Here is a 26,412-nt window from a genome sequence, read left to right as displayed (position 1 = left end):
CATCCGTACCGCACGCCGTACCCGTATGACGTGCCTGCACGCCGTACCCGCACGACGTATCCGCACGACGACTTTCCGAGAACGGAGACCCACGCATGTTCCACTTCTCGCGCGGCATCCCCCCGCAGGAAGCGATCCCCTCGCGGCAGCTCGCCGAGCACACCGCCGCCGTCCTGCGGGACAGCGAGGACCGGGTGTTCCAGTACGCGCCGATCGGCAACCACACGGGGGACGCGGCCCTGCGCGAGCAGCTCGCGGCCTTCCACTCGGTCGGTGCCGACCAGATCTTCGTCACCAACGGTTCCCTCCAGGCACTGGACCTGCTCGCCGCGCACCTCCTGGCGGGCGACCGCAAGGACGTGTACGTGGAGGCTCCCACCTACGACCGCGCGGTGCAGATCTTCGAGCGGCACGGCGGCCGGGTCTCCGGCATCACCCTCCGGCACGACGGCCTCGACCTGGACGCCCTCGAAGCCCGGCTGGCGACGCGCGTCCCGGCGCTCGTCTACGTCATCCCGGACTTCCAGAACCCGAGCGGCGTCACCATGAGCGAGGACAAGCGCCGCCGCCTGGTGCAGCTCGCCGAGACCCACGACTTCCTCATCCTGGAGGACATCCCCTACCGGGAGCTGCGGTACGGCGGCCAGGCTCCGGCCGGCTTCTTGGAGCTCGCGCCGGCCGGGCGGGTACTCACGATGGGGTCGCTGAGCAAGATCCTCAGCCCCGGCCTGCGCGTGGGGTACGTCATCGGCGCGCCCGAGACGCTCGGTGCCCTGGCCGCGCTCGCCGAGGGCACGTACCTCTCGCCCGCCCCGCTGCTCCAGGCGGTCGCCGCGCGGGCCCTGGAAGCGGGCCTGGCCCAGGAGAACGTGGCGGGCACCCGGGAACTGCTCGGGCCCCGGCACGACGGTGCGGTCAAGGCCGTCCGCGAACTGCTGGGCGAGGACGCGCTCCTTGCCGTACCGCACGGCGGCTACTACGTGAGTGTGCACCTGCCCGTCGCCACGGACGAGGCCACGTTCCTCAAGGCCGCGGCCGCCGAAAGTCTGAAGCTGACCCGGGGTTCGGGCTTCTACCCGGGCGACGCCGCGCCGCCGGAGGGCACGGTCTTCCTGCGGCTGCCGTTCCAGTCCTTCGAGCCGGACGAGTTCGCCGCCGGCATCGAGCGGCTGGCCGCGGTGGCGTCCAAAGGCTGACCCGCGGATACCGGTCAACGACACCGGCGCCCCCACCTCCGGCACGGACACCGTCTCCTCGAAGGTGGTCTCGTACCCTGGGAACCGACCGCCCCGGCCCGGGAGGAGACGAGAGCTGACGTGACCGGTACCGGCGCCGCGCCGGGTCCGTACCCGCCGCCGCCCTGGCGCATGAGAGGCCACCTGTGGGGTGGTCTCTTCGCCACGGGCGCGGCCCCGCCCCTCCCCCCGGACCTCTCTGCCCTGACGGCCCGTTCGCTGGCCGTGTTCGTGATCCGGTACCGCTCGGGGACCCTCCGCTACGACGAGCTGATCGTGGGGACGCCCGCTCGGCGCGGCCGGCGGGCCGGTCTGTACGTGCACTGGATCTGGGTCGACGACGAGCAGTCGCTGCGGGGCGGGCGCCGCATCTGGGGAGTGCCCAAGCAACTGGCGGAGTTCCGCTGGGAGGGGTCGCGGGTCCGGGTGACCGACGGGCAGGGGCTCGTCGCCGCGCTGCGCCTGTCGGCCAGAGGTCCGTCGCTCCCCCGAGTCCCCTTGCCGATGACCGGCTTCGGGACCCTCGACGGGGCGCGGACGGTCCTCACCGCACGGTTCACGGCTCGCCCGGGGGCCGCTTCGGTACGCGTGGAGGAGTGGCCGGCGAGGCTGCCCGCACTTCGTCACCGCGGCGCCCGCCCCGGTTTCCGCGCCGCGTCCTTCACCATGCTCATGCCCGCCCCCGCACTCCACCCCGTTCCGCCGGCCGCCTGAAACACCGAATTCACCCGCTGGTCCGGCGGCGGAAGGACGGCTCCGGCGCGACACGGCAAAGGTTTACAGCTACCGGCAATCAACCTCGGACGGCCGTTCGAGGAATGGAGAGAAAGCGGCCGGCGGCGCAGAAGGAAAGGCGGCACCGCGCGGGCCGCCCTATGCGTAATGGAGACCGGAACTCAGGAGTACGACCATCTCCGCCCCGCCTCCGACTCCGGCCGGAGTCTTGTTCACGACGTCGGCGAAGCCGTTTCCCCGGCCCGGGACGGCGCACGACGCCATGCACAGCCCAGACACCCCGTCCGGCCCCGGCACCCCGCCGAAACGCTGCTGCGTACCGGTGAATGGACACGCGGAAAGGTCGCCCGCGCGGCACCGGCGGACCGACGGCCGACGGCAGGACCGTCACGTGACGCCCCTGGACAACGGCGGCATGGTGCGTACGGCTCCGTCGGGCGGGCGCTCCCGGAGCGGCCGGGGATCAGCAGCCGTAACCGGCCCTCGCGCACCCTTCGCCTCATTTTTCGAACGCGAGAACGTGTCATTCAGGTATCCCTGCGGCAACCACGGCAAAGCACGGGGAAAATAACTTCCAGACCTGGCCAACTGGCGAAAAAGTGCCCCTGTTTCCGCCCGGCGCGGGAGGAATCTGGGGGCGTTTCGTGGAGTGGCGTGCCGAGCGAGTCCGCCACACGGCCCCGGGAGGAGCCCTCGTATGTGGCGTGGCAGGGCAAAGGCCGAACGTGCCGCGGCGGACGCGGCCGAACGGCTCATGGCGGCCGGCCGGCTGCTGAGCCGGGCGCCGGTTTCGGCGGACGGACGGGCGGTTTTCCGTACGGATCAGGGAGTGAATGACGCGCCTTACCGGGAACGGTGGGCCCACGACAAGGTGGTGCGTTCCACTCACGGGGTGAATTGCACGGGCTCCTGTTCCTGGCAGGTGTTTGTCAAGGACGGGCTCATCACCTGGGAGACACAGGCGACGGACTATCCGACGACGGGTCCGGACCGCCCGGAGTACGAGCCCCGGGGCTGCCCGCGCGGCGCGTCCTTCTCCTGGTACACGTACTCCCCCACCCGGGTGCGCCACCCGTACGCGCGCGGCGTGCTGGTGGAGATGTACCGGGAGGCGCGGGACCGGCTCGGCGACCCGGTGGCGGCCTGGGCGGAGATCACCGGCGACCCGGAGCGGCGACGGCGCTACCAGCGGGCGCGCGGCAAGGGCGGGCTGGTGCGGATCGGCTGGGACGAGGCGCTGGAGATCGCGGCCGCCGCCCATGTGCACACCCTGCGGGCGCACGGCCCCGACCGCATCGCGGGATTTTCCCCGATCCCGGCGATGTCGATGGCCTCGCACGCGGTCGGTGCCCGGTTCATGTCGCTGATCGGCGCGCCGATGCTCTCGTTCTACGACTGGTACGCGGACCTGCCGATCGCCTCGCCGCAGGTCTTCGGTGACCAGACCGACGTTCCGGAGTCGGGTGACTGGTGGGACGCGGCGTACCTGATGCTGTGGGGCTCCAACGTGCCGGTGACCCGGACGCCGGACGCCCACTGGATGGCCGAGGCCCGCTACCGCGGCCAGAAGGTCGTGGTCGTCTCCCCCGACTACGCGGACGCGACGAAGTTCGCCGACGAGTGGCTGCACCCGCATCCGGGCACGGACGGGGCGCTGGCGATGGCGATGGGCCATGTGATCCTGCGCGAGTGCTTCGTGGACCGGCAGGTGCCGTACTTCACCGACTACGTGAAGCGGTTCACGGACCTGCCGTTCCTCGTCGGGCTGGAGGAGTTGGAGGAGCACGGGGCGGGAGAGACGGATGGGGAGGGAAGGAAGGGAGCGGCAGGCGGGTCGGGTGCGGAAGGGGTGACGTGCGCAGCGGCCCGGGTGGTGCCGGGCCCGTTCCTCACGGCGCGGGACGCCGGGCTGGCCCCGGACGCCGACGCGGAGGCCAGGCGCTGGATGCCCGTCCTCGTCGACGCGGTCACGGGCGACCCCGTCGTACCGGCCGGGACGCTGGGCGACCGCTGGCGCGCGGGCGGCGAAGGGCGCTGGAACCTGGACCTGGGCGAGGTCGATCCGCGGCTGAGCCTGTACGGGCGGCCGGACGCGACCGTGGCGCGGGTGGTGCTGCCGCGCTTCGATCAGGAGCGGGGCACGCTGGAGCGGGAGGTTCCGGCCCTGCGTGTGGGCGGGCGGCTGGTGACCACGGTCTTCGACCTGCTGCTGGCGCAGTACGGGGTGGGGCGCGCCGGTCTGGGCGGGCAGTGGCCCGGCTCGTACGAGGACGCGGACGTGCCGTGCACTCCGGCATGGCAGGAGACCCTCACGTCGGTGCCGGCGCGGGCCGCGGTGCGGGCGGCGCGGGAGTTCGCGCGGACGGCGGAGCAGACCCGGGGCCGCTGCATGATCGTGATGGGGGCGGGCACCAACCACTGGTTCCACTCGGACACCATCTACCGGTCGTTCCTGTCCCTGCTGCTGCTCACGGGGTGTCAGGGCGTCAACGGCGGCGGCTGGGCCCACTACGTGGGCCAGGAGAAGGTGCGGCCTTACGCGGGCTGGCAGCAGTTGTCCACGGCCGCCGACTGGGTGCGCCCGTCCCGGCAGATGGCCGGTACGCCGTACTGGTACCTGCACACCGGCCAGTGGCGGTACGACCGGGCCCCGGCCGACGCGCTCGCCTCCCCGGCCGGCCGGGGCCTGTTCGCCGGGCAGCACACCGCCGACCTGGTGGCCCGCTCGGCCCGCCGGGGGTGGATGCCGTCGTACCCCACCTTCGACGCCAATCCGCTGGACCTCGGGCGGCGGGTCCGCGAGTCCGGCGCCGACCCCGGCCGGTGGGCCGCGGACGAGCTGGACGCCGGCCGGCTCTCCTTCGCCTGCGAGGACCCGGACGCGCCGGCCAACTGGCCGCGGGTGCTGACGGTGTGGCGGGCCAACCTGATCGGGTCCTCGGCGAAGGGCAACGAGTACTTCCTGGGACACCTGCTGGGCGCCGACGACGACGCGAGCGCGCAGGAGGTACCGCCGGAGGCCCGCCCGCGGGATGTCACCTGGCGCGAGGAGGCGCCGCGCGGCAAGCTCGACCTGCTGCTGGCGCTGGACTTCCGTATGACGTCCACGACCTTGTTCGCCGATCTCGTACTGCCGGCCGCGACCTGGTACGAGAAGCACGACCTGTCGAGCACGGACATGCACCCGTACGTGCACGCCTTCTCGCCCGCGATCAGCCCGCCCTGGCAGGCCCGTACCGACTTCGAGATCTTCCACGGGCTCGCCCGGGAAGTCGGCCGGCTGGCCGCCGGGCACCTGGACACAGCCTGCGACCTGGTGGCCACGGCCCTCCAGCACGACACGGCGGCCGGTGAGGCGCCGCCCCCGGGGCCGACGGCGCCGCGCTACACGCTCGTGGAGCGGGACTACACCGCGATCGCCGACCGGCTGGCGGCCCTCGGCCCGCTGCCACGGGAACAGGGCATGACCGTCAAGGGCGTCACCGTACAGGCCGGTCCGGAGACGGACTGGCTCGCCAAGCGCTGCGGTACGGCGGCCGACGGCACGGCGCGCGGCCGGCCGCTGCTCGACACCGACGTGAAGCTGTGCGAGGCGATCCTCGCCCTGTCCGGCACCACCAACGGCCGGCTGGCCGCCGAGGGATTCCGCGCGCTCGCCGGGCGCTGCGGCTCCGGTCGCGGCCTGGAGGAACTGGCCGCCTCGGTCGCCGAGCGGCGCGTCGTCTTCGCCGACACCCAGGCCCGTCCGGTGCAGGTGTCGGCGAGTTTCGAGTGGTCGGGCAAGGAGGGCCCGGAGCGCCGGTACGCGCCGTTCACGATCAACACCGAGCACCGCAAGCCCTGGCACACCCTCACCGGCCGTCAGCATTTCTACCTCGACCACCCGTGGATCGCCGAGTTCGGCGAGCAACTTCCCGTCTACCGGCCGCCGTTGGACCTGGCCGCGCTCGGTGAACAGCCGCGTCCCGCCGCCTCGGCGGAGCGTTCGGTGACGGTGCGCTACGTGACGCCGCACTCCAAGTGGTCCATCCACTCCGAGTACCAGGAGAACCTGCTCATGCAGACCCTCGCCCGCGGCGGCCCGGTGATCTGGATGAGCGTGGCGGACGCCGAGGCCGTCGGCGTGGCGGACAACGACTGGATCGAGGCGGTCAACGCCAACGGCGTGGTCGTCGCCCGGGCAGTCGTCTCGCACCGGATGCCGCCCGGCACGGTGTTCATGTACCACGTGCAGGAGCGCCTGGTGAACGTGCCGCTGTCGCAGACCACCGGGCGGCGCGGCGGGGTCCACAACGCACTGACCCGGCTGCTGATCAAGCCCACCCACCTCATCGGCGGCCACGCCCAGCTCTCCTTCGCCCCCAACTACTACGGTCCCACCGGCAATCAGCGCGACGCGGTCACCACCATCCGCCGCCGATCCCAGGAGGTCAGCTACTGATGCGCGTCATGGCGCAGATCGCGATGGTCATGAACCTCGACAAGTGCATCGGCTGCCACACCTGCTCGGTCACCTGCAAGCAGACCTGGACCAATCGTTCCGGCACCGAGTACGTGTGGTTCAACAACGTCGAGACCCGGCCCGGCCAGGGCTACCCGCGCGCCTACGAGGACCAGGACGTCTGGCAGGGCGGCTGGCAGCGCAAGCACGGCCGGCTGGTGCCGCGCAGCGGCGGCCGGGCCCGCCGCCTGGCCCGGCTGTTCGCCAACCCCCGGCTGCCCACACTGGACGCGTACTACCAGCCGTGGACGTACGACTACGGCATCCTGACCGACGCGCCGCTCGGCGACCACGTGCCCACCGCGCCGCCCCGCTCCCTGACCGACGGCCGGCCCACCGCCGTCACCGGCGGCCCCAACTGGGACGACGACCTCGGGGGCGGGCCCGCGCACCTCGCCGGTGACCCCGTGCTGAAGAAGATGAGCGAACAGGTGCGCCTGGAGTACGAGCAGGCGTTCATGTTCTACCTGCCGCGGATCTGCGAGCACTGCCTCAATCCGTCGTGCGTGGCCGTGTGCCCGTCCGGCGCCCTCTACAAGCGCATCGAGGACGGCATCGTCCTGGTCGACCAGGACCGCTGCCGCGGCTGGCGGATGTGTGTGACCGGCTGCCCGTACAAGAAGGTCTACTTCAACCACCGTACCGGCAAGGCCGAGAAGTGCACCCTGTGCTATCCGCGTCTGGAAGCGGGCGAGCCCACCGTGTGCTCCGAGACGTGCGTGGGGCGGCTGCGCTACCTCGGCGTCATCCTCTACGACGCCGACCGGGTCGGCGAGGCCGCCGCCACCCCCGACGAGCGGGATCTGTACGAGGCCCAGCTCTCCTGCTTCCTCGACCCGTCCGACCCCGAGGTCGCCCGCGCCGCCGAAGCCGCCGGCATCCCGCACGCCTGGGTCACCGCGGCCCGCAACTCACCGGTGTACGCGCTGATCAGTACCTACCGGGTGGCGTTGCCGCTGCACCCGGAGTACCGCACCCTGCCCATGGTCTGGTACGTGCCCCCGCTGTCCCCGGTGGTGGAGTCGCTGACCGCCACCGGGCACGACGGTGAGGATCCGGCCAAACTGTTCGCCGCCATCGACGCGCTGCGGATTCCGCAGGAGTACCTGGCCCACCTGTTCACGGCGGGAGACACGGCACCGGTGGAGGCGGCCCTGTGCCGGCTGGCCGCGATGCGTGCGCACATGCGGCGCGCGAACCTCGGCGAGGAGCAGGACCCGGCGATCGCCGCCTCGGCGGGCATGACCGCCGCGTCACTGGAAGCCATGTACCGGCTGCTGGCCGTGGCCAAGTACGAGGAGCGCTACGTCATCCCCACCGGCTACGCCGTCACCGGCCCCGACGCCGCGGACACCGGCTGCAGCCTGGAGGGCGCGGGAGCGCCCGGCATGTACGACCCGGAAGGCTTCCACGCCCCGCCCGCCGCGCCGCCCCGGGCGGAACACGCGGGCACCTCGCTGCGGGACCGGGTGAACCTCCTGAACTGGAACGGCCGCGGCCGCCCCGCCGGCCTCTTCCCCCGCCGGCGAGGAGAGTCGTGAACGCCCCACTCGTCCACCAGGCCGCGTCCCTGCTCCTGTCCTACCCCGGGCCCGACTGGCCCGCCCGGCACCGGATCGTCCGCGCCGCCCTGCGGCCGGAGACGGGCGGAGCGGCCACTCTCCTGCTGCGGTTCTGCGCCCGCGTCCAGGACGTGCCGACGCTGGCCCTCGCCGCGCAGTACGTCACCACCTTCGACCGCAGCCCCCGCCGGACCCTGCATCTGACGTACTACACCGACGGCGACACCCGGCGGCGCGGCGCCACCCTCGCCCGGATCAAGGCGCGTTACCACGCCGAGGGCTGGCAGCCGGCCCCGGACGAACTGCCCGACCACCTTCCCCTGATGCTGGAATTCGCCGCCCGCGTCCCGGCGGCCGGCCGCGCCCTGCTGCACGAGCACCGGGCCGCGCTGGAACTGCTGCGCCTCGCCCTGGAGAACCACCGCAGCCCGTACGGCGACGTCCTCGACGCCGTCTGCCGCACGCTGCCCGGCCCGCGCCCCGCCGACCGGGCCGCCGCCCGCCGCCTGGCCCGTACCGGGCCCCCACCCGTGGAGACCGTGGGCCTGGACCCGTTCCCCGGCTCCGAACCCCGAGGAGCCCGCCGGTGAACCCCCTGCACACCGCGCTGTGGGGCGTGCTGCCCTACCTCGTCACGACCCTGCTCGTCGCGGGCACCGCCTGGCGATACCGCTACGACCGTTTCGGCTTCACCAGCCGCTCCAGCCAGTTGCACGAGAGCACGCTGCTGCGCATCGGCTCGCCGCTGTTCCACTACGGACTGCTGTTCGTCGTCGCGGGTCATCTCACCGGCCTGCTGATCCCCGAGACGTTCACCGAACGCGTCCACATCCACGAGTGGCTCTACCACGCCAACGCCCTCGCGGTCGGTGGTGTGGCCGGGCTGGTCACCACGGCCGGCCTGGCCGTGCTGATCTACCGGCGGCTCCGTGTCCCCGCGGTGCGTGCCGCCACCCTGCGTACCGACCGCGTTCTGCACCCGCTGCTCGTCGCAACCCTGGTCGCCGGGCTGGCCGCCACCGCCACGACCACGAGCGACCATCCGTACGACTACCGGCAGGGCGTCTCCGTCTGGTTCCGCTCGCTGTTCACCTTCAGCCCCGACGTGCCGGTCATGGCGCACGCGCCGCTGGTCTACCAACTGCACGCCCTGCTGGGCCTGGCGCTGTTCGCGCTGTGGCCCTTCAGCCGTCTCGTCCACGCCTTCACCGCGCCCGTCGGTCATCTGTTCCGCCCGTACGTCGTCTACCGGTCGCGCGGTGCGCGGGGGAACGGCGCCGGGCGCGTCCGCCGGTGAGGGGGTGGACAGTTGTCCGAAGCGCACCGGGGCGGATACATCGGTTCGGTGGGGACGCAGTGGGTACACCGTTCACAATGAGGCTTTTCACCCCCATTGCGGCACGACCCGCCTGCCGGTACCCCGCGCCGGACGCAGGGCGCCGGGCGGCGTCACCGGCCCGCCGGCGTACGGCTACTGGTCCAGCATCCCCTTCCGCAACTGGTCCAGGGTCCGGGCGAGCAGCCGCGAGACGTGCATCTGCGAGATGCCCAGCTCGGCGCCGATCTGAGCCTGCGTCATCTCCTGGACGAAGCGCATCTCGATGATGCGGCGCCGCCGGTCGTCCAGCTCGTGCAGGAGCGGGGCGAGCGCGTTCAGGTTCTCGACCAGCTCCATCGCCGGGTCGTCGTCGCCCATGACGTCGGCGATGGCGCGGCTCTCACCGGCCGCGCCGGAACCGTCGCCGGTGCCGTCCAGCGAGCCCGCCGTGTAGCCGTTGCTGGCGGCGATCGCGTCGACGACCTCGTCCTCGGCGATCTTCAGGTGGGCGGCCAGTTCGGCGACGGTGGGTTCGCGGCCCAGGTCGGCGGCGAGCTTCTCACCCGCCCTGGACAGCTCGACCCGCAGTTCCTGGACCCGACGGGGGACGTGCACGGCCCAGGTGGAATCACGGAAGAAGCGCTTGATCTCACCCACGATGTACGGGACGGCGAAGGTGGAGAACTCGACCTCGCGCGAGAGGTCGAACCGGTCGATCGCCTTGATCAGTCCGATGGTCCCGACCTGGATGATGTCTTCCGCGTGCCCGAGGTCCTGCCCCCGGCCGCGGAAGCGGGAGGCGGCGAACCGCACCAGTGAGAGATTCATCTCGATGAGGGTGTTGCGCGCGTACTGGTACTCGGCCGTCCCCTCCTCCAGCTCGGCCAGCCGGGTGAGGAACAGCTTCGACAGTGCCCGGGCGTCCCGGGGAGCCACCTTGGTCGCGTCCGTGACGCGGGGCAGTTCGGGCGCCTGCGGCGCCCGCTCCGCCTTCACCGTCTTCGCTGCGCTGTCCTGCACGGCAAGCATGGTCACGTCTTCACCCTTCACAGTACGTACGGTCAGGTGCACCTGCCCTAGTCTTAGGTGTTCAACCCTTGCCAGTGGGAAACAGTTGCTCATGGGGGTGACGGACGGCCGACCGGACAGGGTCAGGGGAAGCGGCAGGGGTGGTCCGGCCGCTGTGCCGTTGCCCGCTCTCGGTAACATTTGCCATACGGCAATCGAAGATCGCGTGCGGTTGAATACGCACCGCACGGGCAGCACACCATGCGCGCTTGTGCTCCCACCAACCACCGAGAAAGGACCATGGGTTGAGTTTCACCGAGGCCGCGGCACGCGAGCGTGTCATCGGCACGCTGCGCGCAGAGTCCGACACCGTCTCCGACCGCTGGGTGCAGTTGCAGCTGGCGCAGGACGAGATGCGCGACATCGTCAACGAGAGCGAACTGCGGGAGGAGGCGGACGTCTTGCTGGGCGCCCTCCTGCGGGGACTGGAGAGCGACGCCCCGGTGAACCGGGTGGTGGCCACCGACCGGCCGCTGCGCCAGGCCGTGATCGATCTCTCCATGCGCAGGGCACGGAACGGCGCCATGCCGACCGTCACCTCGCTGGCCGTCCTCTCGCTCAAGGAAGCCCTCCTGGAGGCGGTGCAGCGCCAGACCCGGGACTCGGAGGAGCTGTTCGTCACCGCCGTACTGATAAACCGGCTGCTGGACCGCGCCGGCACGCTCTCCTTCGAGACGTACGTGGAAGGCCGCGAGGAGATCATCCGACGGCAGAGCCGCCAGCTCCTGGAGGTGTCCACACCGGTCGTCCGGCTGTGGCGCCAGGTGCTGGCCGTACCGCTGATCGGCACGCTCGACACCACCCGTACCCAAGTGGTGATGGAGAACCTCCTGGAGGCCATCCAGCAGCACGAGGCACTGGTCGCCATCATCGACATCACCGGCGTGCCGACCGTGGACACCGCGGTCGCCCAGCACCTGATGCAGACCGTCAACGCGGTACGGCTGATGGGCGCGGACTGTGTGATCAGCGGCATCCGGCCGTCCATCGCGCAGACCATAGCCCAGCTCGGCATCGACCTGTCGACCATCCTGACCCGCACCACCCTCGCCGACGCGCTGGCCGCCGCCGTCAAACTCACCGACGAGGCGTCCGCCCATACGTCCACGGGCGTGCAGGAGAAGCGATGAACGCCCGGCCCACGGCCGGAGTGCCCATCCTCAGGCTCGGTGACGTCCTGGTCACCGGGTTGCTCAACGAGCTGGACGACGCCACGGTGGTGGCCTTCACGGAGGAGCTGACCACCCGCATCACGGCCGACCGGGCCCGCGGCGTGCTCATCGACATCTCCCGCCTGGAGATCATCGACTCGTTCGTGGCGCGCACGCTGATGGAACTCACCACCATGGCGCGGCTGCTGGGTGCCCGGGTGATCGTCGCGGGTATGCGTCCGCCGGTGGCCATGACCCTGGCCGAACTGGGACTGCGCCTTGCCGGAGTAGAGACCGCCCTGAATACGGAACACGGCATGGCGGCCCTGGGCTGGCATCGGAGTCCCCGTCCCTCAGGAGAGGCACCACATGACGGGACCCGGTGAATACAGTGGTACCGGCTTCACCGGTACCACCACGCTGAGCGGTGACAGTACGGAGCAGGCCGGTCTGCCGACCGAGCCCACGGTGCTGCACGTGCGCAGCGAGCAGGACCTGCTCGCGATCCGGCACGCGGTGCGTGACGCCACCCTCACGGTGGGTTTCAGCATCGTCGACCAGACACGGGTGGTCACGGCCGCCAGCGAGCTGGCCCGTAACGCCTACGTCCACGGAGGTGGCGGCACGATCAGGATCGAGTACCCGACCCGCCCCGGGGCGGTGGGCCTGCGGCTGACCGTCGGCGACGCCGGCCCCGGCATCGCCGACATCGACGCGGCGCTCACCGACGGCTACACCACCGGCGCGGGTCTCGGACACGGGCTGGGCGGTGCGCAGCGCCTGATGGACGAGTTCGAGATCCGCACCCGGGAGGGTGGCGGTACGACCGTGACCGCGACGCGGTGGGCCGACCGTTGACCCTGCCCCTCGTGGTTCACCCGACGGCGTACATCCCCGTCGACCACTACAGCGCCGTGCACCTGGCCGCGCAGACCGCGCGGTCGGTCGCCCAGCGCTGCGGGCTCCAGGGGGCGCTGCCCGACCAGGCCGCGGTGATCGCGTCCGAACTGGGCAGCAACCTCGCCAAGCACGCGGTCGACGGGGCACTGTACGTCCAGGCCCTGCCGCTGGGCGCCGGCGTGGAGATCATCGCCGCGGACCGGGGGCCGGGAATGGGAGAGTTCCAGCGCTGCCTGGCCGACGGATACACGACGACCGAGACGCTCGGCGCCGGCATGGGCGGCGTCAACCGCATAGCGACCAGCTTCACCGTCCGTACCCGCGAGCCCGGCGGCACCGTGGCCTGTGCCCGGCTGACGCCGCCCGAGGACGTGGACGCCGGGCGCCGGGCGATCGGCGCCGTCTGCCTGCCCGCCGCAGGCGAGGAGGCCAGCGGCGACGCGTGCGCGGTCGCCGAGACCGAGCAGGGGCTGACCGCGATCGTGGTCGACGGCCTCGGGCACGGCCCCGAGGCCGCCGAGGCGGCGCAGCTCGCGCTGCGCACCTTCGCCAGGGTGCCGGACCAGCCGCTGCCCGGTCTGCTGACCACCGTCCACCGCGCGCTGCGGCGCAGCCGGGGCGCGGCCGTCGGACTGCTGCGGCTGCACGCCGGACGCGCCCAGTACTGCGGCGTCGGCAACGTCCGGTGTCTGACGCTCTCGCAGCAGGACATCCGGAACCGCGTCACCGGACAGCCCGGCGTGGCGGGGCTGGAGATGCCGCAGCCGCTGGTCCGCGAGATCCCGTGGGAGCCGCGCCTGACCGCCCTCCTGCACACCGACGGCATCGACCACCGCTGGGCGTACGACCCGGACCCCTTCCTCCTGCGTCTGCCCGCGCCACTGCTGGCCACGGCCCTCGTGCACGGCCACCGCCGCAGCCGGGACGACGCGACCGTACTGACCGCCAACCTTCACCAGAGACTCTCGTGAGACGCCACACTTTCCATGCGCTGCCGCCGCTGCGCCACGCCGTACGCCGGCTGGGCGCGGCCAACGCCCTGCCCGTCGAGACCCGGGCGCGCCTCGTACTGTCCGTGAGCGCGTTGGCGGACTCGGTGATACAGGCCGGGTACGGGGTCACGCTGGAGTCGTCCCGTACGTGTGCGACGGATCGTTCCTCCTCGGGCGGTCCCTCAGACGCGGACTCCCGCGGTCCCGGTGGGGCGCCGGGGAGCGCCGCCGGTGGTGCGGTCGGTCCTCAAGACGCCGAGGGGCCGGGTGACGGTTCCCGCTGCGGTGCTTCCCGCGGCCGCGCTTCCGGCGACGGGGGTTCCCGGGAGGGACGCGGGGCCGGGGCCGGGAACAAGGCCGGCGCCGAGGCCGGAGGCGGGACCGGAGCCGGGCCCGCTGCCAGGGTTCCCCGGGCCCGCTCGGGCGACGAGGGCGCCACGTCGGCTGCTGCCCGGGATGTCTCGGGCGTCTCAGGTGCCTCGGGTGCCTCAGATGCCTCGGGCGTCCCCGAGGGTGCCGCCGTCCCACCCGCCGCGAACGCCCCGGCCGGCCCCTCCGCCGCTGCCGCATCCGGTTTCCTCGCCGTCACCCTGCGCACTCCCGCCCCCGTGCTCGCCCCGCCCGCCGACGCCACCCTGCTGCTCCCCGCCGAGGTGTCACCCGACGCGGCCACCTGGCGCGTACCGCTCCCGGCCGGGACACCGGAAGTCCGCATCCCCTCGGGACGCGGGCCGGACGACGCGACGAAGGGCGGCAGCGGCCGGCGGCGCGACAGCGGCCCCGCGCCCCTGCCGACGGGCGCCTCCGACGGCAACGGGGACGGCACGGCGACCGATCCGGCCACCGAGAACCGCCTCCTGGAGGAGGAACTGCGGGTCGCGCTGGCCCGGGTGGACTCCCTCGCCGCCGACCAACGCCGGCTGACGCACGAGCTGGCCGAGACGAACAGCGGGGTACTGGCGCTCTACGTACAGCTGGAGGAGCGCGACGAACAACTGCGCACGGCCCACGGCCACATCCTGCGCGAGCTGGAGGACGCGCTGCGCCCGCCGCCGATCGCGGTGGACGGGCTGGAGGTCGCCGTCCACTACGCGCCGGCCGGTACCGACGCCCCCACCGGCGGGGACTTCTACGACTGGTTCACGCTGCCGGACGGGACGGTGCACATCACCGTCGTCGACGCGCTCGGACACGGCGTACGCAGTACGCGCAGTGCGCTGAACGTCACGCACGCCGTACGGACCCTCGCTCTGGAAGGCCACCCGTTGAAGTCCATCGTGGCCCGGACGGACGAGATCCTCGCTCCGTTCGACCCGGAGCTGATGGCCACGGTGCTGCTGGCCCGGATCGACCCGGCCGGCGGGGATCTGCTGCTCGCCAACGGAAGTCATCCGCCGGCTCTGGTCGTGCGGGCCACCGGCGGGGAAGAGTATCTGGAGGTCCGGGGGCGGGGGGTGGGCTACCCGTTCCCCGGCAGCGAGCGGCTGCTGCACGCGAAGCTGGACGAGGGAGACCTGCTCGTCCTGTACACCGACGGACTGACCGAGAGCCGCCGGGACCCCAGGGAGGGCGAACAGCGGCTGGCCGAGAGCGCGCGGCGGCACCGCGACCGGCCCGTCCAGGAGATCCCCGGCGCCATCGCCGAGGACATGCACACCGTCATCCTGCACTCCGACGACACGCTCGCCCTGGCCGTCCGGCTGTCACCGCGCTCACGCTGAGCGCTTGCCCTCCCGGGCGACGACGGCGCTGACGGTCTTGCCCTGGGGAGAGGTCTCCACCGAGGTGGAGACGGCGAGGCGGCGGACCATCGGCCATCCGAAACCGCCGCCCTCGCCGCGTACGTCCGGGTTGCGCTCACACGGCGGGTGGGGGCTGGCGTCGGCCACGGCCACCGTGACGGTGCCGGGGGCGGCCGTCAGACGCAGCGTGCAGGTGTGGGTGAGGGTGTGCCGGACGGCGTTGGTGACCAGCTCGGAGACGATCAGCACGACGGCGTCGGACGCGTCCCGGCCCGGCGGCGGTCCCAGACCTTTCAGGAAGTCGACTGCCACGTCCCGTGCGACGGCTGCCGCTTCGGGGGTGTTCTCCAGCGTCACCACCAGAGGGGGCGCAGCGGAAACCCTGTGCGGGGCCGTGGCGCTGCTCATCGGGCTCACCTCGTTTCCCGTTGGTCCGTAAGGCGTACAAGTAGGCAGCTTTCCCGCCGGAGAACGACGCAATCCACCCCCATGTCCAGGGAACCGTACGTTCCCCGTGGGTGTTTCACCGACCCCGGCGGGCTACTCGTAAGCGCTACCCCACAGACCGCGTACCCCGTCCGGCCCGGGGTACCAGGGCAATCTCGGACCGGCTCACGACAGGACCGGCCGGGAGCACCGGACACCCGCGGACACGGCCGTGCGCGGCCGTGCGGCGAGGTGTCCGCCCCTTCCGTACCTGACCGCTCATGAGATCAAGGAGGAATACGCCATGTCGTCCTCGCTGCTGGAGAGTGTGGACATCAAGGCTCCCGTCGCGGTGAGCTGGGCGCTGTGGTCGGACGTCACGCACTGGCCGAAGTTCCTGAGCCATGTGCGGCGGGTCGAGCGCCTGGACGCCACGCATTTCGTCTGGCAGCTCTCGCTGCCGGGCGCGGACAAGGATTTCGTGGCGGAACTCACAGAAGTGAAACCACAGGACCGCATCGCCTGGAAAACGACAGCGGGCGTCCATCACGCGGGCGTCGTCACCTTCCACCGGCTCAGTGACACCTCAAGCCGTGTCACGCTGCAAATAGAGTACTCACCGGAAGGTTTTGTGGAGCAACTGGGTGCCCTGACCAACCTGGATTCCACCCTCGCCAACTACGACCTCGGGGAATTCCGGAAACTCGCGGAGACCGCGGCGGCAGGCTGAACCGGGCGGGCCCGGCAGCCGCCCGGCGGCGCGTACGGCTCCGCTCCCCCGCGCCGGCCACGTCCCCGCCCCGGTTACGCCCCCGCGCCGGCCACGCCGTCGGCGGCCGCCGCCTCCCGCACCGTCTCGTACAGCGGCAGCACCCCGTCGAGACCGGTCAGCTCGAAGAGGCGGCGCAGTCCGGGCGACGGGGCGGCCAGGCGCAGCCGGGTGCCCAGGGCGGCGTGCTGCTGCAACAGCACGTTGACGGTCGTGGAGTCCGCGAAGTCCACCTGGGACAGGTCGACGACGACCGGACGCGGATCGCCTCCGGCCGGCCCGGCCCCGTCCGCGTCGACGCCCGCCGCGCGGAGGGCGTCTTCCAGTGGTGCCACGGTGTCGATGTCGAGCGGCCCGGTGACGGTGACGACCACCGCGTCCCCGGCACGGTGGCCCTCCCGCACCACGACCTGTGTCGGCCGGTCTGGGCTGGACTGTGACTGCACGGTCATCCTCGGCGGTTACGGGATCGGTGGCCGGATCCGGACTGCTGTCCGGCCGGATCGGATGATCAACAATAGAAGGGATTGTTGCCGTTTGACAATATTCCAGAAAGGCAACAATCTTGTCCCCGTCACTGAGCAACACGGCTCTGCCCGGAGTGACTTCGGATCGAGAAGCGGGGCCTGAATGACTTCACGCGGTGTCCGCGCTGTCCGCGCCGAACGTGCGGCGCCCGGTGACCGGGCGGCCGTCCTTGGCGTCCTTCGCCTCCTTGGCCGTACGGTGCAGGGCCGCCGCCCTGCGGAACGCGGCCAGTCCCGACGCCAGATCGGCGACCTGCGCCGGATCCATCCGCGCCACGATGGCCGCGACCTCGCCGGTACGCGCCGCCCGGTACTCCTCCAGGAAGGCCCGCCCGCGCAGACTCAGCCGCAGCTCCACCTCCCGCCGGCTCGTCGCGCTCTGACATCGCTCGGCCAGCCCCATGGCCTCCAGGCGGTCACAGAGGCGACTCACCGCGGGCGGCCGCGAGCCAAGTTCGTCGGCGAGGGCCCGCAGGTTAGTACCCTCGTGTTCCTCGATCACCAGCAGCGCCCGCAACTGGGACGGCGAGACCTGCGCCGAGCGTGCCGTCTCCTGACCGCGGCCCCACAGGACCTCCAGCAACTCGGAGGCGGCAAGGGTGGCCTCGGTCACCTGCTCGCGTGGGTACGACTGACCGGGGAAACGGGACACACGACCACTCTGTCACCCTCCGGCCGCCCGCGTCAGCCCGGCCATGTCGGAATCCACCGAAATAAGAATGTTTGAGAGACCGTGACCCTGAGCTGTGATGTCGAAAGAGCGGTTCGCGCGGCGGCGCCGCACGCCTTGGTGGACGCGCTGCGCGCAGCGCTCGCCGCGGCCTACGGAGCCACGGCCGTGCATCTGTTCCTCGCGGACTACGGCGGTACGGTGCTCAGGCCGTTCTCCTCGCTCGGCGAGGACCCCACAGCCGCGCTGTCCATCTCCAACACACCGGAGGGGCGCGCCTTCGGCAGCCAGGAACGGCACGAACGGCAGGCCGGACCGGACGGCGCCGTCGACCACCACCTGCCGGTGACGGTCCGCGGCGAACGCCTCGGCATCCTGACCGTCCGGCTGCCCGGCGACCGCAACCTGCCCGGGGCCGCCGACGACCTGGCCCACGCGGCGGATCTGCTCGGCCACGAGATCTTCGTCGCCGAGCGCGACACCGACGTCTACCAGCGGGCCCGCCGTACGACCCGGCTCACCCTGGCCGCCGAGATGCAGTGGCAGCTACTGCCCGCGCGCGCCTGCGTGGCCGAGGAGTACGCCATCGGCGCCCAACTGGAGCCGGCCTACGCGATCCACGGCGACAACTACGACTGGGCCGCCGACGCGGACGAGCTGACGCTCGCCGTCACCAACGGCATGGGCACCGGCATCGAAGCGTCCCTACTCTCCCACCTCGCGGTGAACGCGCTGCGCAACGCCCGCCGCGCGGGCATCGGCATCGCGGACCAGGCGGCCCTCGCCGACCAGGCCCTCTACGGGCAGTACCGCGGCTCCGCCTACGTCTCGACGCTGCTGCTCCGCTTCCGGCTCGCGACCGGCCGGGTGGAGGTCGTGGACGCCGGTTCGCCGCAGCTTTGGCGGCGCCGGGGCCGGACCATCGACCGCGTCCCCCTCGAACCGCAGCTTCCGCTCGGTATGTTCGAGGAGACGCAGTACGTGGCCCAGGAGTTCCAGGTGCTCCCCGGCGACCGGCTCCTCTTCGTCAGCGACGGCGTGTACGCGGCGGTCTCGCCGCCCGGCGAGGAGTACGGCGAGCACGCCCTCGCCCGCGCGATCCACGCCACCAGCCTGCTCCCCGCGGCCAGCGTCCCCCGGGCCGTCCTGCGCGACCTGGCCGAACACCGCGACGCCGAGTCGATGGACGACGCGCTGGTGCTCTGCCTCGACTGGTTCGGCAAGGCGGGGCACCGGGGCCGGTGAGACGGGGCCGGTTCCCGAGGGCCGGTTTCCCGGCGGCGCACCGGGCCGCGCCGCACACGGCGCGCGGCCCGGTGCCGCGGACCACCGGGGCGGGCCCGGGGCCCTGCTCCCCGAACCGGCCCTACTTCTTGATCCAGCCCTTCTTCACCAGGGCGTCACACGTGGCCACCGGGTCCTTCTTCCCCTTGTACTGCTTCTTCACTTCCTTGAGGCAGTCGGCGTACGGGAACGGAGGACCGCTCTTCTGCGCCTGGGGGTGCACCGTCGCGGCCGCCTCGACGGCCGCCCCGGTGAACAGCACACCGCCCGTCGCAACCGCCGCGGCCAGAACCAAGCTGATCCGTCGCATGGTCGTCATCCCTCCTCGGGTCTCCTCGCGCCGGGACCCAGCGCCCCGGACGCGCGTGAGCCTTCCGGCAACTCGTCGGTGACCAGCGCGCGAAAGGACTCGCCCCCGCCAACGAGCCGGCCCACCGCGGGAAACGCCGTCCGGCCCGTGGTCGCACCGTTTGCCACGGACACGGAATCCGTACGGGTGCACTTGCGGATGCGCCACGCGCTCGGACGCACCGCGGCCTGCGGTGGGCCCTGCGCAGCGGTGCGGCTCCGGCCGTTCACGTCCCGGAGGGACGACGGACACATTACCCACTGGTAATTGGTCACCCACGGGCTCCAGACTCCCCGTGCTTCCCCGTCCTCCCGACACCAAGGAGCTTCCACGTGGCCACCTCCCGCAGCGCCCGAACGGCAAGGCTCGCGCTCGCCACGGCACTTGCGGCGCTCGCCGTCACGGCCGTGCCCTCCCCCGCCGGGGCCGCCGCGTCCGCCGCGCTGCCCGCCGTCACCCCGCGGGCCGAGACCGTGTCCCTGCACGACGACGCGGCCGGGGGCAACGCCGACGCGGACGACCCGGCGATCTGGCGCAACTCGGCCGACCCGGGCCGCAGTCTGGTGATCGCCACGGCGAAACAGGGCGGCCTGCGGGTCTACGACCTCGACGCGCGCCAGGTGCAGTCCCTGCCCGCGCCCGCCGCCCCCGGCCCGGGCCACGCGCCGGGCCGCTTCAACAACGTCGACCTGATATCCGGCCTGCGGCTGTCCACGGGCCGCGCCGACCTCGCGGTGACCAGCGACCGCGGCAGCGACCGGCTGCGCTTCTACCGGATCGACCGCGACCGGGCCGACGGCCCGCTCACCGACGTGACGGACCCCGCGGCCCCGCCCGTCTTCTCCACCTCGCAGCAGGAGATCGACGGGCAGCGGACCGCGTACGGCCTCGCCACCTGGACCGACAGGGCCAGCGGCCGCTCGTACGCGCTGGTCAGCCGCCGCGAGCGGACGACCGTCGCGCTGGTGGAACTCGTCCCCGGCTCCGGCGGCACGGTCGGCTACCGCAAGGTCCGCACCCTGGACCTGCCCGCCGCCTTCCGCCTCCCGAACGGGAAGTCGTGGTCCCCCTGCGCCGAGCCCGGTGAACTGCCGCAGGTCGAGGGCATGGTGGTCGATCCGGACAACGGCACGCTGTACGCGGGCCAGGAGGACGTCGGCATCTGGCGGCTGCGCGCCGACCTGACCGGCACGCCGGAGCTCGTCGACAAGGTCCGCGAGTACGGTGTCCCGGCCACGTACGACGAGGCGACCGAGGAGTGCGTCGCGGGCGCCGACCCGGGCTACGGCGGCAAGCGGCTGACGGCCGACGTGGAGGGCCTGACGCTGGTCACCCAGTCCGGCGGCGACGGCTACCTGCTGGCGTCCAGTCAGGGCGACAACACCTTCGTGGCCTACGACCGCGAGCTGTCCGACCACAACGAGTACGAGGGCGGCTTCCGCGTCACCGCGGCCTCGGCGGCCCTCGACGGCTCGGAGGAGTGCGACGGCGCCGCCGCACTGGCGGCGCCGCTCGGCGCGAAGTACCCGAAGGGCCTGCTCGTCGTCCAGGACGGCCACGACACTCCCGGGGACGCCGAACGCCCCTCGACCGGCTTCAAGTTCGTCGACCTCCGGGATGTCCTGAAGGCCGTGGACGACTGACCCGTGACCGGGCGGGGCGACGGCCTCCGGGGCGGGCCCCGGACCGGGCTCCGGCAACGGCCTTCACCCCCGGCGGACACAGCGGCCCCCGCCGTCAGCCCCGCTCGTCCGCCGCCTCCTCGTCCGGCACCCACCGCAGTACGTCGCCGGGCTGACAGCCCAGGGTGCGGCAGATCGCGTCCAGCGTCGTGAACCGTACGGCCTTGGCGCGGCCGTTCTTCAGTACGGCGATGTTGGCGGGTGTGATGCCCACGGCGTCGGCGAATTCGCCGACGGACAGGTTGCGCCGGGCGAGCTGGCCGTCGAGTTCGACGATGATCGCCATCAGACCACCTCGGCCATCTCGCTCTGCAGATCGGTCGCCTTGCGCAGCAGGCTCCGCATGACGACGACGAGCATGGCGAACGCCGCTCCCACGCCGACGGCCACGGTCGCGGCGGCCAGGGCGCCGACGATGTCCATGCCGTCGTCGGGCGCGGGGATCTCGGCCAGGCCGAGGTGCACGGTGACGCCCGCCGCCAGCAGCGTCGCCACGACCGCGGCGCCGATGATGGTGTCGACCCAACGGAAGGCACGCGTCGTGAAGATGGCGTCGCGTTCGACCATGGTCAGCAGCATCCAGACGGCGACGAGCGCGACCTGCACACAGGCGACCCCGGCGATCGCCACCATCACGTAGGGCGTGGCGAACGCGGCGTACGGCGGGAAACGGTCGACCTCCTCGGCTGCCGTCGTCGGAATGACCACGGCCTGCCCGAAGAGGCCGAACAGGATGGCGGCGGCGATGCCCGCACGGAGTATGGCGATGAAGTAACGGTGCATCTATCGATTATCGATGGGCGCCTATCGAAAATCAATCGGTGGCGCCATCGTCCAGGAGGACGGTCGGCGGTTGCTTGCCGTCCCGGGCCGCGGCCCGCAGACTCTCGGCGATACGGGAGTAGAAGACACTCGCCAGAGCCCAAGTGCCGTCCAGATGACTGGCGTCACGGGTACGGCGCAGGGCGATCAGCGCGCCGATGACGGAGCGGCCGGACAGCATGGCCCGTACCCGCCCGTCGCCCTCGTCCGTCAGCTCGTACGCGGAGCGGAAGTGCTCCTCGTCGGCGGCGCGGGCGGCGAGGAACTCCCACGCCTCCCGATGGCAGATCAGGGCGAGCGGCCCGGTCTGAGCCGCCTTCAGGAGCAGCACGCCGTGATCGACGTCCTCCTGCGTCTCATGGCGGCCGGGGGCGGTGTCGGCCGCGTCGACGAAGACGCCCTCCTCGTCCGCGACCGCGCCCGCGTCCGATTCCTCATCGCCCTCGTCATCGTCGTCGTCCGCGAGGGGAGGGAAGGGGGGCTCCTGCCCGGTGTCGGCCAGGTCCGGGTCGGCCCACTCGGTCTCCGTCACCTCGGCCGGCTCCGTGGTCTCGGTGATCAACTGCCGTACGTCGGCGACTTCCCGGCGCAGCAGCGCCACCTCGCTCCGGACGTCGTCCAGACGCCGGCTCAGCCCCGCGACCTCATGGGAGAGCGCCTTGCGCGCCATGAGCAGAGCCGTCATGAAATCCTTGTTGCGCCCCACCGGCACCCCCGTACAGCACGTGTTCAGACGGTGTAGGCCGGAAGTCTGCCCGGCTGGGCCGAGCATCGACGCATCCCGGACGCAGCCGGTACGCGCCCGCCGCGCACCCGGCCGAAAAGGCACTCTCGCGGCATCAACTACGCGCCATGTGACTGCGCTTATGAGCGATCGGCGCACACGCGGACGAGATCGCGGGGCGTTCGGAACGGCTGACCCCCGAGCGGGAAGGGGACCCGACGGGGGTCAGCCGGACGGCGGCACTCAGGCGTCGTCGCGCAGAGCGATCCTCGAAATCACCGTCCACAGCGCCTTAACGGCGACTGCGACGGCGAATCGTGAGGCCAGCTCCTTGGTCCACGACCTCTTCTCCTTCGCGGCCATCTTGCACCTTCCTTCACTCCAGACGTCGCAGTGAAGCGGACGTGCCTCCACTGCCAGGGCGAGAAAGGGAGCTCGCCCTGCCCGGCGAAGGGACGCCGGGCCCCGCAACGCCCCCTTGCGCCGCGGGGCCCGGCTTCCCTTTATGCGCCTGGAGTGACTAGGTGCATGGCTGCATCCTAGCCGCGTGGAGAGGCGATCCGGCCCGCCGGTAGGGGAGTTCGTGGTGGGCGCGGTGGTCGTTCACGTGTCAGGGCGCGGGCGCTCGGCCGGATGCCGGGCCGGTGGGAGCGTTCAGCGGCCGAGGACCATCCACTGGGCCGGCAGGTCGATCCGTACGCCGTCCGCGCGGTGTTCGGTCATCACCAGGTCGATCTCGCCGCGGTCCAGCACCGGCAGGCCCAGGGCGTGGAAGAAACCGGGGACGGCGTCGTCGTCCGCGGCGGCGGGGGTCAGGCCGTGCGCGAAGACGTCGGCCAGCTTGGGGGGCGGGCCGTCCGCACCCTGGGCCGCGTGGGACAGGACGTCCTTGGCACCGGCCAGCGGTTCGACGACGAAGGCGCGTCCGCGGTCGCCGATCAGGGTGGCGACCGCGGCGGCGATCGCGGGGCGGGCGTCGGGTTCGCTCTGGTGGATCACCGCGCGCAGGTAGACGTTGGCGTCGCCGAGGCGCTGGTGCAGCCGCCGGACGGGGTCCTGGTCGGTGGCGTCCAACTGCTCGAACCGGGCGGTGCCGCCGGTGTCGGCCCGCCGCGCGTGGGCGACTGCGGCCTCGGCGAGGTCCACGCCGACGGCCAGCGGGAAGTGCCGGGCCAGGTAGCGGGTCTGGGTACCGGTGCCGCAGCCCAGGTCGACGACGGGCAGTGTGGCGTCGGCGAAGGGGGCGAACAGCGGCAGGTGGTGGCCGGCGGCCAGTTCGGCGGCGCAGTCGAAGATGGCGGCGCCCGGCGCGTCCGACGTGTCGCGCCAGTAGCTCTCCCACGCTTCGCGGTACCGCTCCGACACGTCCATGCGTCCTCCCGGGTCCGCTGCGTTCCTGCCTCCGGCGCTCCGGTACGGCCGGCACCGCGCTTCCGTGCTTGCCCTGCCCCACCGTACGTCCCTGGGGTCTTCGGTGCTGTGCTGTCGTCTCCTCCCGCGCCGGGGCCGTGTGCGCCGCTTTCCCCCGCCGTGCCGTCGCCCATTGACTCCTCGCGCCCGCGTGACGACACTCCACCCGCGGATGTCGACGCCGACCGGTGTCGTCCCTGCCGAGGGGCGCGTGTCGGCCTGAGGAGGCGGGCAGCCGTGTCGACCTGGGGTCACACGCGGCATGGAGCGCAAGGGCCGGACCGGCCGACGGGGACGTACGGGCCACGGGCATCCGGCGGCGGGATCGGGCGGCGCGCGCTGCTTCTCGGGGCGGCGGCCGGTGCGGCGGTCACCGCCTGCGGGGGCCCTGCGGGGCTGCCGCGCGGCCAGGTGGCGGTGCACGGCGACAGCGCGGTGTGGCTGAAGCCGATGGCCGCCGCCGGGCGCCGGATGAAGCAGGTGGCGGGCGTCGAGCTGGTGCCGGAGGCCATTCCGTCGCTGGAGTCGTTCGAGCAGGTCGTCACGTCGTCGCTGCGGACGGACCAGGCGCCCGACCTGCTCAAGTACTGGTCCGGGTACCGGCTGCGGGATCTGGCCCGTACGGGTGGCATCGTCGATCTGACCGCCCACTGGGACAGCGCGGTCGCGCGGGGCTGGGTGGACCCCTCGCTCCGCGGCGCCTTCACCCACCGGCGCCGGGTCTACGGCCTGCCGATGAACCTCGCCTACTGGGTCCTCTACTACAACACCGAGGTCTTCCGGGACCTCGGGCTCGCCGCGCCCACGACCTGGGACGGTTTCCTCGCCGCGTGCGCGCGGCTCGGACGGGCCGGCGTGACGCCCCTGCACGTCACCACGGACCAGCGCTGGCCTGCGTTCATCTGGTTCATGGAGGTGCTCAGCCGGCAGGATCCGCGGTACTACGAGGACGTGCTGAACGGGCGGGCGCGGTACACCGACCCGCGTGCCGAGCGGGCCCTGCGGACCATCGCGTCCTTCTTCGAGCGCGGCTGGTGCTCGCCCCTGGACACCAGCCACAACGACGCGGCCGCCGACGTCGTACGCGGCAGGCTGGGCATGATGCCGGGCGGCACCTTCTTCGGCCCGGTCTTCGCCGCGGCGGGCGGGCGGCCCGGCCGGGGCATCGGCGCCTTCGTCCTGCCGATGGCCGATCCGGGGGCCCGCCGCTGTGTGATCTTCGAGTCGGCCGCCCTCGTCCGTACGGTCAGCGGGCCGGACCGTACGGAGGCCCACCGGGCGACGGCGTACTGGCTGCACCCCGAGGTCATGCGGGCCTTCGCCCACACGCTCAAGGACGGCTGTCCCAACCCGCGCGTCGCGCCCGCCGATCCGCTGATCGCGGACATCGGGCGTACGGTGCGCCACGGGCGGCTGCGGAAGCTGAACCGGTTCTGGGAGCAGGGCCCGCCGGAGCTGGTGGAGGCGGTCGTCGACGATCTGGCCGGGTTCCTGCTCGATCCGTCCTCGTACCGGACGGTGCTGCGGACCGTGCAGGAGCGGGCGGACGAGGCGTGGCGGGTGTGGCGGGAGGACGAGCGCGCATGAGCCGGGGTCGTGCGGCGGTCGCGCCGCGACGGGTGCCACGTCGGCTTCCGCGCCGTAGGACCGGCCGGGCGGGTGCCGTGGCGGTCCGGCGCGGCGGGCCGCCACCGGGGATTCCGTGGGTCCTGCCGGCTGCCGCGCTCGTCGGTGTGCTGCTGGTGTATCCGTTCGCCCGCAGCGTCTACGGCAGCTTCTTCGAGGACAACGGATTCACCCGGAGCTTCACCGGACTCGCCAACTACGTACGGCTGGCGGATGACCCGATCTTCGGCAGAGCGCTGGTCAACACCCTGCTGTGGGTGGCCGGAACGCTGCTGCTGCCCGTTCTGGCGGGACTGCTGATCGCGGTCGCCACCCACCGGATGCGGTTCGGCGGCGCGGCCCGGCTGGTGATCGTGCTGCCGTTCGTGGTCTCCGGACCCGCCACCGCGGTCCTGTGGAGCTTCCTGCTGACCTCGGACGGCGCCGTCAACCAGGTGCTGCGCGGCCTCGGCCTGGACGGGCTGGCCAGGCCGTGGCTGCTGGAGTGGCCGTACAACACCCTGTCGATGATCGTCGCCGCGACCTGGCAGGCCGCCGGACTCGACGTGGTGCTGTTCTCGCTGGGGCTGCGGGCCGTGCCCCGGGAGATCGTGGAGGCCGCCGAGCTGGACGGCGCCCGCGGGTGGCGGATGTTCCGGCACATCACTCTCCCCCAGCTACGGGCCGTGACGGTCGTGGCGGTCGGCATGGCGATCGTCAACGGGCTGAAGGCGTTCGACCTGGTCTACATCCTGACCAAGGGCGGTCCCTCCCGGTCCTCCGAGACCCTGGCGCTGACCATGTACCGCGAGGCGTTCCGGCTCTTCCACGTCGGGTACGGCTCCGCGATCGCCGTGGTGCTCTCGGTGGTCGTGGTGGCCGCCTCGTGGGCGTATCTGCGGCGCCGGATGCCGGACGTACCCGGCGGGAGGCGGTGAAC

At 72.3% G+C, this 26,412-nt stretch carries 24 protein-coding genes and 1 pseudogene; 16 read left to right on the top strand and 9 right to left on the bottom strand.

All coding sequences use genetic code 11. The features are described 5' to 3' along the window. Positions 1 to 95 precede the first annotated feature (95 nt). From AB0A97_RS18170 to narI, 6 genes are all read left to right on the top strand, one after another. Complete coding sequence (locus AB0A97_RS18170) at positions 96 to 1,196, top strand: PLP-dependent aminotransferase family protein (protein ID WP_361150575.1); 1,101 nt, start codon at positions 96 to 98, stop codon at positions 1,194 to 1,196. Between the two features lie 120 nt (positions 1,197 to 1,316). Beyond that, positions 1,317 to 1,949 (top strand): acetoacetate decarboxylase family protein, encoded by a 633-nt coding sequence (locus AB0A97_RS18165; protein ID WP_361150573.1) that lies wholly within the window; start codon positions 1,317 to 1,319, stop codon positions 1,947 to 1,949. A gap of 718 nt (positions 1,950 to 2,667) precedes the next feature. Then, positions 2,668 to 6,411 (top strand): nitrate reductase subunit alpha, encoded by a 3,744-nt coding sequence (locus tag AB0A97_RS18160; RefSeq protein WP_361150570.1) that lies wholly within the window; start codon positions 2,668 to 2,670, stop codon positions 6,409 to 6,411. After that, a complete protein-coding gene (gene narH, locus AB0A97_RS18155; RefSeq protein WP_361150568.1) occupies positions 6,411 to 8,012 on the top strand; it encodes a nitrate reductase subunit beta in 1,602 nt (533 codons plus the stop codon). Before AB0A97_RS18160 ends, narH begins: the two co-directional genes overlap by 1 nt. Next, entirely contained in the window at positions 8,009 to 8,623 is a 615-nt protein-coding gene (narJ, locus tag AB0A97_RS18150) for a nitrate reductase molybdenum cofactor assembly chaperone (protein WP_361150566.1), read from the top strand. Before narH ends, narJ begins: the two co-directional genes overlap by 4 nt. Next, positions 8,620 to 9,330, top strand: a complete 711-nt coding sequence (narI, locus tag AB0A97_RS18145; RefSeq protein WP_361150564.1) for a respiratory nitrate reductase subunit gamma — start codon at positions 8,620 to 8,622, stop codon at positions 9,328 to 9,330. Before narJ ends, narI begins: the two co-directional genes overlap by 4 nt. Before the next feature lie 174 nt (positions 9,331 to 9,504). Here narI and AB0A97_RS18140 read toward each other — a convergent pair whose 3' ends face one another. Next, on the bottom strand, positions 9,505 to 10,380 hold the full coding sequence (locus AB0A97_RS18140; protein ID WP_361151081.1) for an RNA polymerase sigma factor SigF: 876 nt from the start codon (positions 10,378 to 10,380) through the stop codon (positions 9,505 to 9,507). A gap of 284 nt (positions 10,381 to 10,664) precedes the next feature. Here AB0A97_RS18140 and AB0A97_RS18135 point away from each other — a divergent pair, with 284 nt between their 5' ends. The 5 genes and pseudogenes from AB0A97_RS18135 to AB0A97_RS18115 all read left to right on the top strand — a co-directional run. Next, the gene (locus AB0A97_RS18135) at positions 10,665 to 11,549 is read left to right on the top strand and encodes an STAS domain-containing protein (protein ID WP_361150562.1); all 885 of its coding nucleotides are present in this window, start codon (positions 10,665 to 10,667) and stop codon (positions 11,547 to 11,549) included. Next, positions 11,546 to 11,956, top strand: coding sequence for an STAS domain-containing protein (locus AB0A97_RS18130; RefSeq protein ID WP_361150559.1), 411 nt, complete (start codon positions 11,546 to 11,548; stop codon positions 11,954 to 11,956). Before AB0A97_RS18135 ends, AB0A97_RS18130 begins: the two co-directional genes overlap by 4 nt. Continuing rightward, positions 11,940 to 12,428 (top strand): ATP-binding protein, encoded by a 489-nt coding sequence (locus AB0A97_RS18125; RefSeq protein ID WP_361150557.1) that lies wholly within the window; start codon positions 11,940 to 11,942, stop codon positions 12,426 to 12,428. The genes AB0A97_RS18130 and AB0A97_RS18125 overlap by 17 nt, the downstream gene beginning before the upstream one ends. A gap of 11 nt (positions 12,429 to 12,439) precedes the next feature. Next, positions 12,440 to 13,441: a SpoIIE family protein phosphatase gene (locus AB0A97_RS18120; RefSeq protein WP_361150554.1), complete on the top strand. Its 1,002-nt coding sequence runs from the start codon at positions 12,440 to 12,442 to the stop codon at positions 13,439 to 13,441. Positions 13,442 to 14,319: 878 nt separating this feature from the next. Then, positions 14,320 to 15,183 (top strand): annotated as a pseudogene (locus AB0A97_RS18115) (PP2C family protein-serine/threonine phosphatase); the annotation flags it as partial. Here the strand turns inward: AB0A97_RS18115 and AB0A97_RS18110 are convergent. Continuing rightward, positions 15,175 to 15,612 carry an ATP-binding protein gene (locus AB0A97_RS18110; protein ID WP_361150552.1) on the bottom strand — a complete coding sequence of 146 codons (438 nt, stop codon included), beginning with the start codon at positions 15,610 to 15,612 and terminating at the stop codon, positions 15,175 to 15,177. The pseudogene AB0A97_RS18115 and the gene AB0A97_RS18110 sit on opposite strands and share 9 nt — an antisense overlap. A 322-nt stretch (positions 15,613 to 15,934) precedes the next feature. Here AB0A97_RS18110 and AB0A97_RS18105 point away from each other — a divergent pair, with 322 nt between their 5' ends. Then, entirely contained in the window at positions 15,935 to 16,360 is a 426-nt protein-coding gene (locus AB0A97_RS18105) for an SRPBCC family protein (protein WP_361150550.1), read from the top strand. A gap of 74 nt (positions 16,361 to 16,434) precedes the next feature. Here AB0A97_RS18105 and AB0A97_RS18100 read toward each other — a convergent pair whose 3' ends face one another. Together AB0A97_RS18100 and AB0A97_RS18095 are read right to left on the bottom strand one after the other, a co-directional pair. Next, positions 16,435 to 16,773, bottom strand: coding sequence for an STAS domain-containing protein (locus AB0A97_RS18100; RefSeq protein ID WP_361151078.1), 339 nt, complete (start codon positions 16,771 to 16,773; stop codon positions 16,435 to 16,437). A 262-nt stretch (positions 16,774 to 17,035) separates the two neighbouring features. After that, positions 17,036 to 17,578: a MarR family transcriptional regulator gene (locus AB0A97_RS18095; RefSeq protein ID WP_031000248.1), complete on the bottom strand. Its 543-nt coding sequence runs from the start codon at positions 17,576 to 17,578 to the stop codon at positions 17,036 to 17,038. Between the two features lie 81 nt (positions 17,579 to 17,659). Between AB0A97_RS18095 and AB0A97_RS18090 the strand changes: the two genes are divergently transcribed. Then, positions 17,660 to 18,841 carry a PP2C family protein-serine/threonine phosphatase gene (locus tag AB0A97_RS18090; protein ID WP_361150547.1) on the top strand — a complete coding sequence of 394 codons (1,182 nt, stop codon included), beginning with the start codon at positions 17,660 to 17,662 and terminating at the stop codon, positions 18,839 to 18,841. A 121-nt stretch (positions 18,842 to 18,962) separates the two neighbouring features. On the opposite strand, the gene AB0A97_RS18085 is transcribed toward AB0A97_RS18090, so the two are convergent. Beyond that, positions 18,963 to 19,199: a hypothetical protein gene (locus tag AB0A97_RS18085; RefSeq protein WP_361150545.1), complete on the bottom strand. Its 237-nt coding sequence runs from the start codon at positions 19,197 to 19,199 to the stop codon at positions 18,963 to 18,965. 362 nt (positions 19,200 to 19,561) lie between these two features. On the opposite strand from AB0A97_RS18085, the gene AB0A97_RS18080 reads away from it, so the two are divergent. Continuing rightward, complete coding sequence (locus AB0A97_RS18080; protein ID WP_361150542.1) at positions 19,562 to 20,872, top strand: phytase; 1,311 nt, start codon at positions 19,562 to 19,564, stop codon at positions 20,870 to 20,872. 94 nt (positions 20,873 to 20,966) lie between these two features. Here AB0A97_RS18080 and AB0A97_RS18075 read toward each other — a convergent pair whose 3' ends face one another. From AB0A97_RS18075 to AB0A97_RS18060, 4 genes are all read right to left on the bottom strand, one after another. Next, positions 20,967 to 21,197: a helix-turn-helix transcriptional regulator gene (locus AB0A97_RS18075; protein ID WP_361150540.1), complete on the bottom strand. Its 231-nt coding sequence runs from the start codon at positions 21,195 to 21,197 to the stop codon at positions 20,967 to 20,969. After that, a complete protein-coding gene (locus AB0A97_RS18070) occupies positions 21,197 to 21,694 on the bottom strand; it encodes a DUF2975 domain-containing protein (RefSeq protein ID WP_361150538.1) in 498 nt (165 codons plus the stop codon). Before AB0A97_RS18070 ends, AB0A97_RS18075 begins: the two co-directional genes overlap by 1 nt. Before the next feature lie 31 nt (positions 21,695 to 21,725). After that, positions 21,726 to 22,418 (bottom strand): hypothetical protein, encoded by a 693-nt coding sequence (locus tag AB0A97_RS18065; protein ID WP_361150536.1) that lies wholly within the window; start codon positions 22,416 to 22,418, stop codon positions 21,726 to 21,728. Positions 22,419 to 23,111: 693 nt separating this feature from the next. Further along, positions 23,112 to 23,828, bottom strand: coding sequence for a class I SAM-dependent methyltransferase (locus AB0A97_RS18060; RefSeq protein WP_361150534.1), 717 nt, complete (start codon positions 23,826 to 23,828; stop codon positions 23,112 to 23,114). 276 nt (positions 23,829 to 24,104) lie between these two features. Between AB0A97_RS18060 and AB0A97_RS18055 the strand changes: the two genes are divergently transcribed. Then, a complete protein-coding gene (locus tag AB0A97_RS18055) occupies positions 24,105 to 25,454 on the top strand; it encodes an ABC transporter substrate-binding protein (RefSeq protein WP_361150532.1) in 1,350 nt (449 codons plus the stop codon). 77 nt (positions 25,455 to 25,531) lie between these two features. Next, on the top strand, positions 25,532 to 26,410 hold the full coding sequence (locus AB0A97_RS18050; protein ID WP_361150530.1) for a sugar ABC transporter permease: 879 nt from the start codon (positions 25,532 to 25,534) through the stop codon (positions 26,408 to 26,410). The last annotated feature ends 2 nt before the right edge of the window (positions 26,411 to 26,412 follow it).

Source organism: Streptomyces sp. NPDC045470 (assembly GCF_040646595.1).
In the GTDB taxonomy this organism is placed as follows: domain Bacteria; phylum Actinomycetota; class Actinomycetes; order Streptomycetales; family Streptomycetaceae; genus Streptomyces.
Note: the sequence above shows the minus strand (reverse complement) of the source record. Positions and strands in the feature narration are given on the sequence as shown.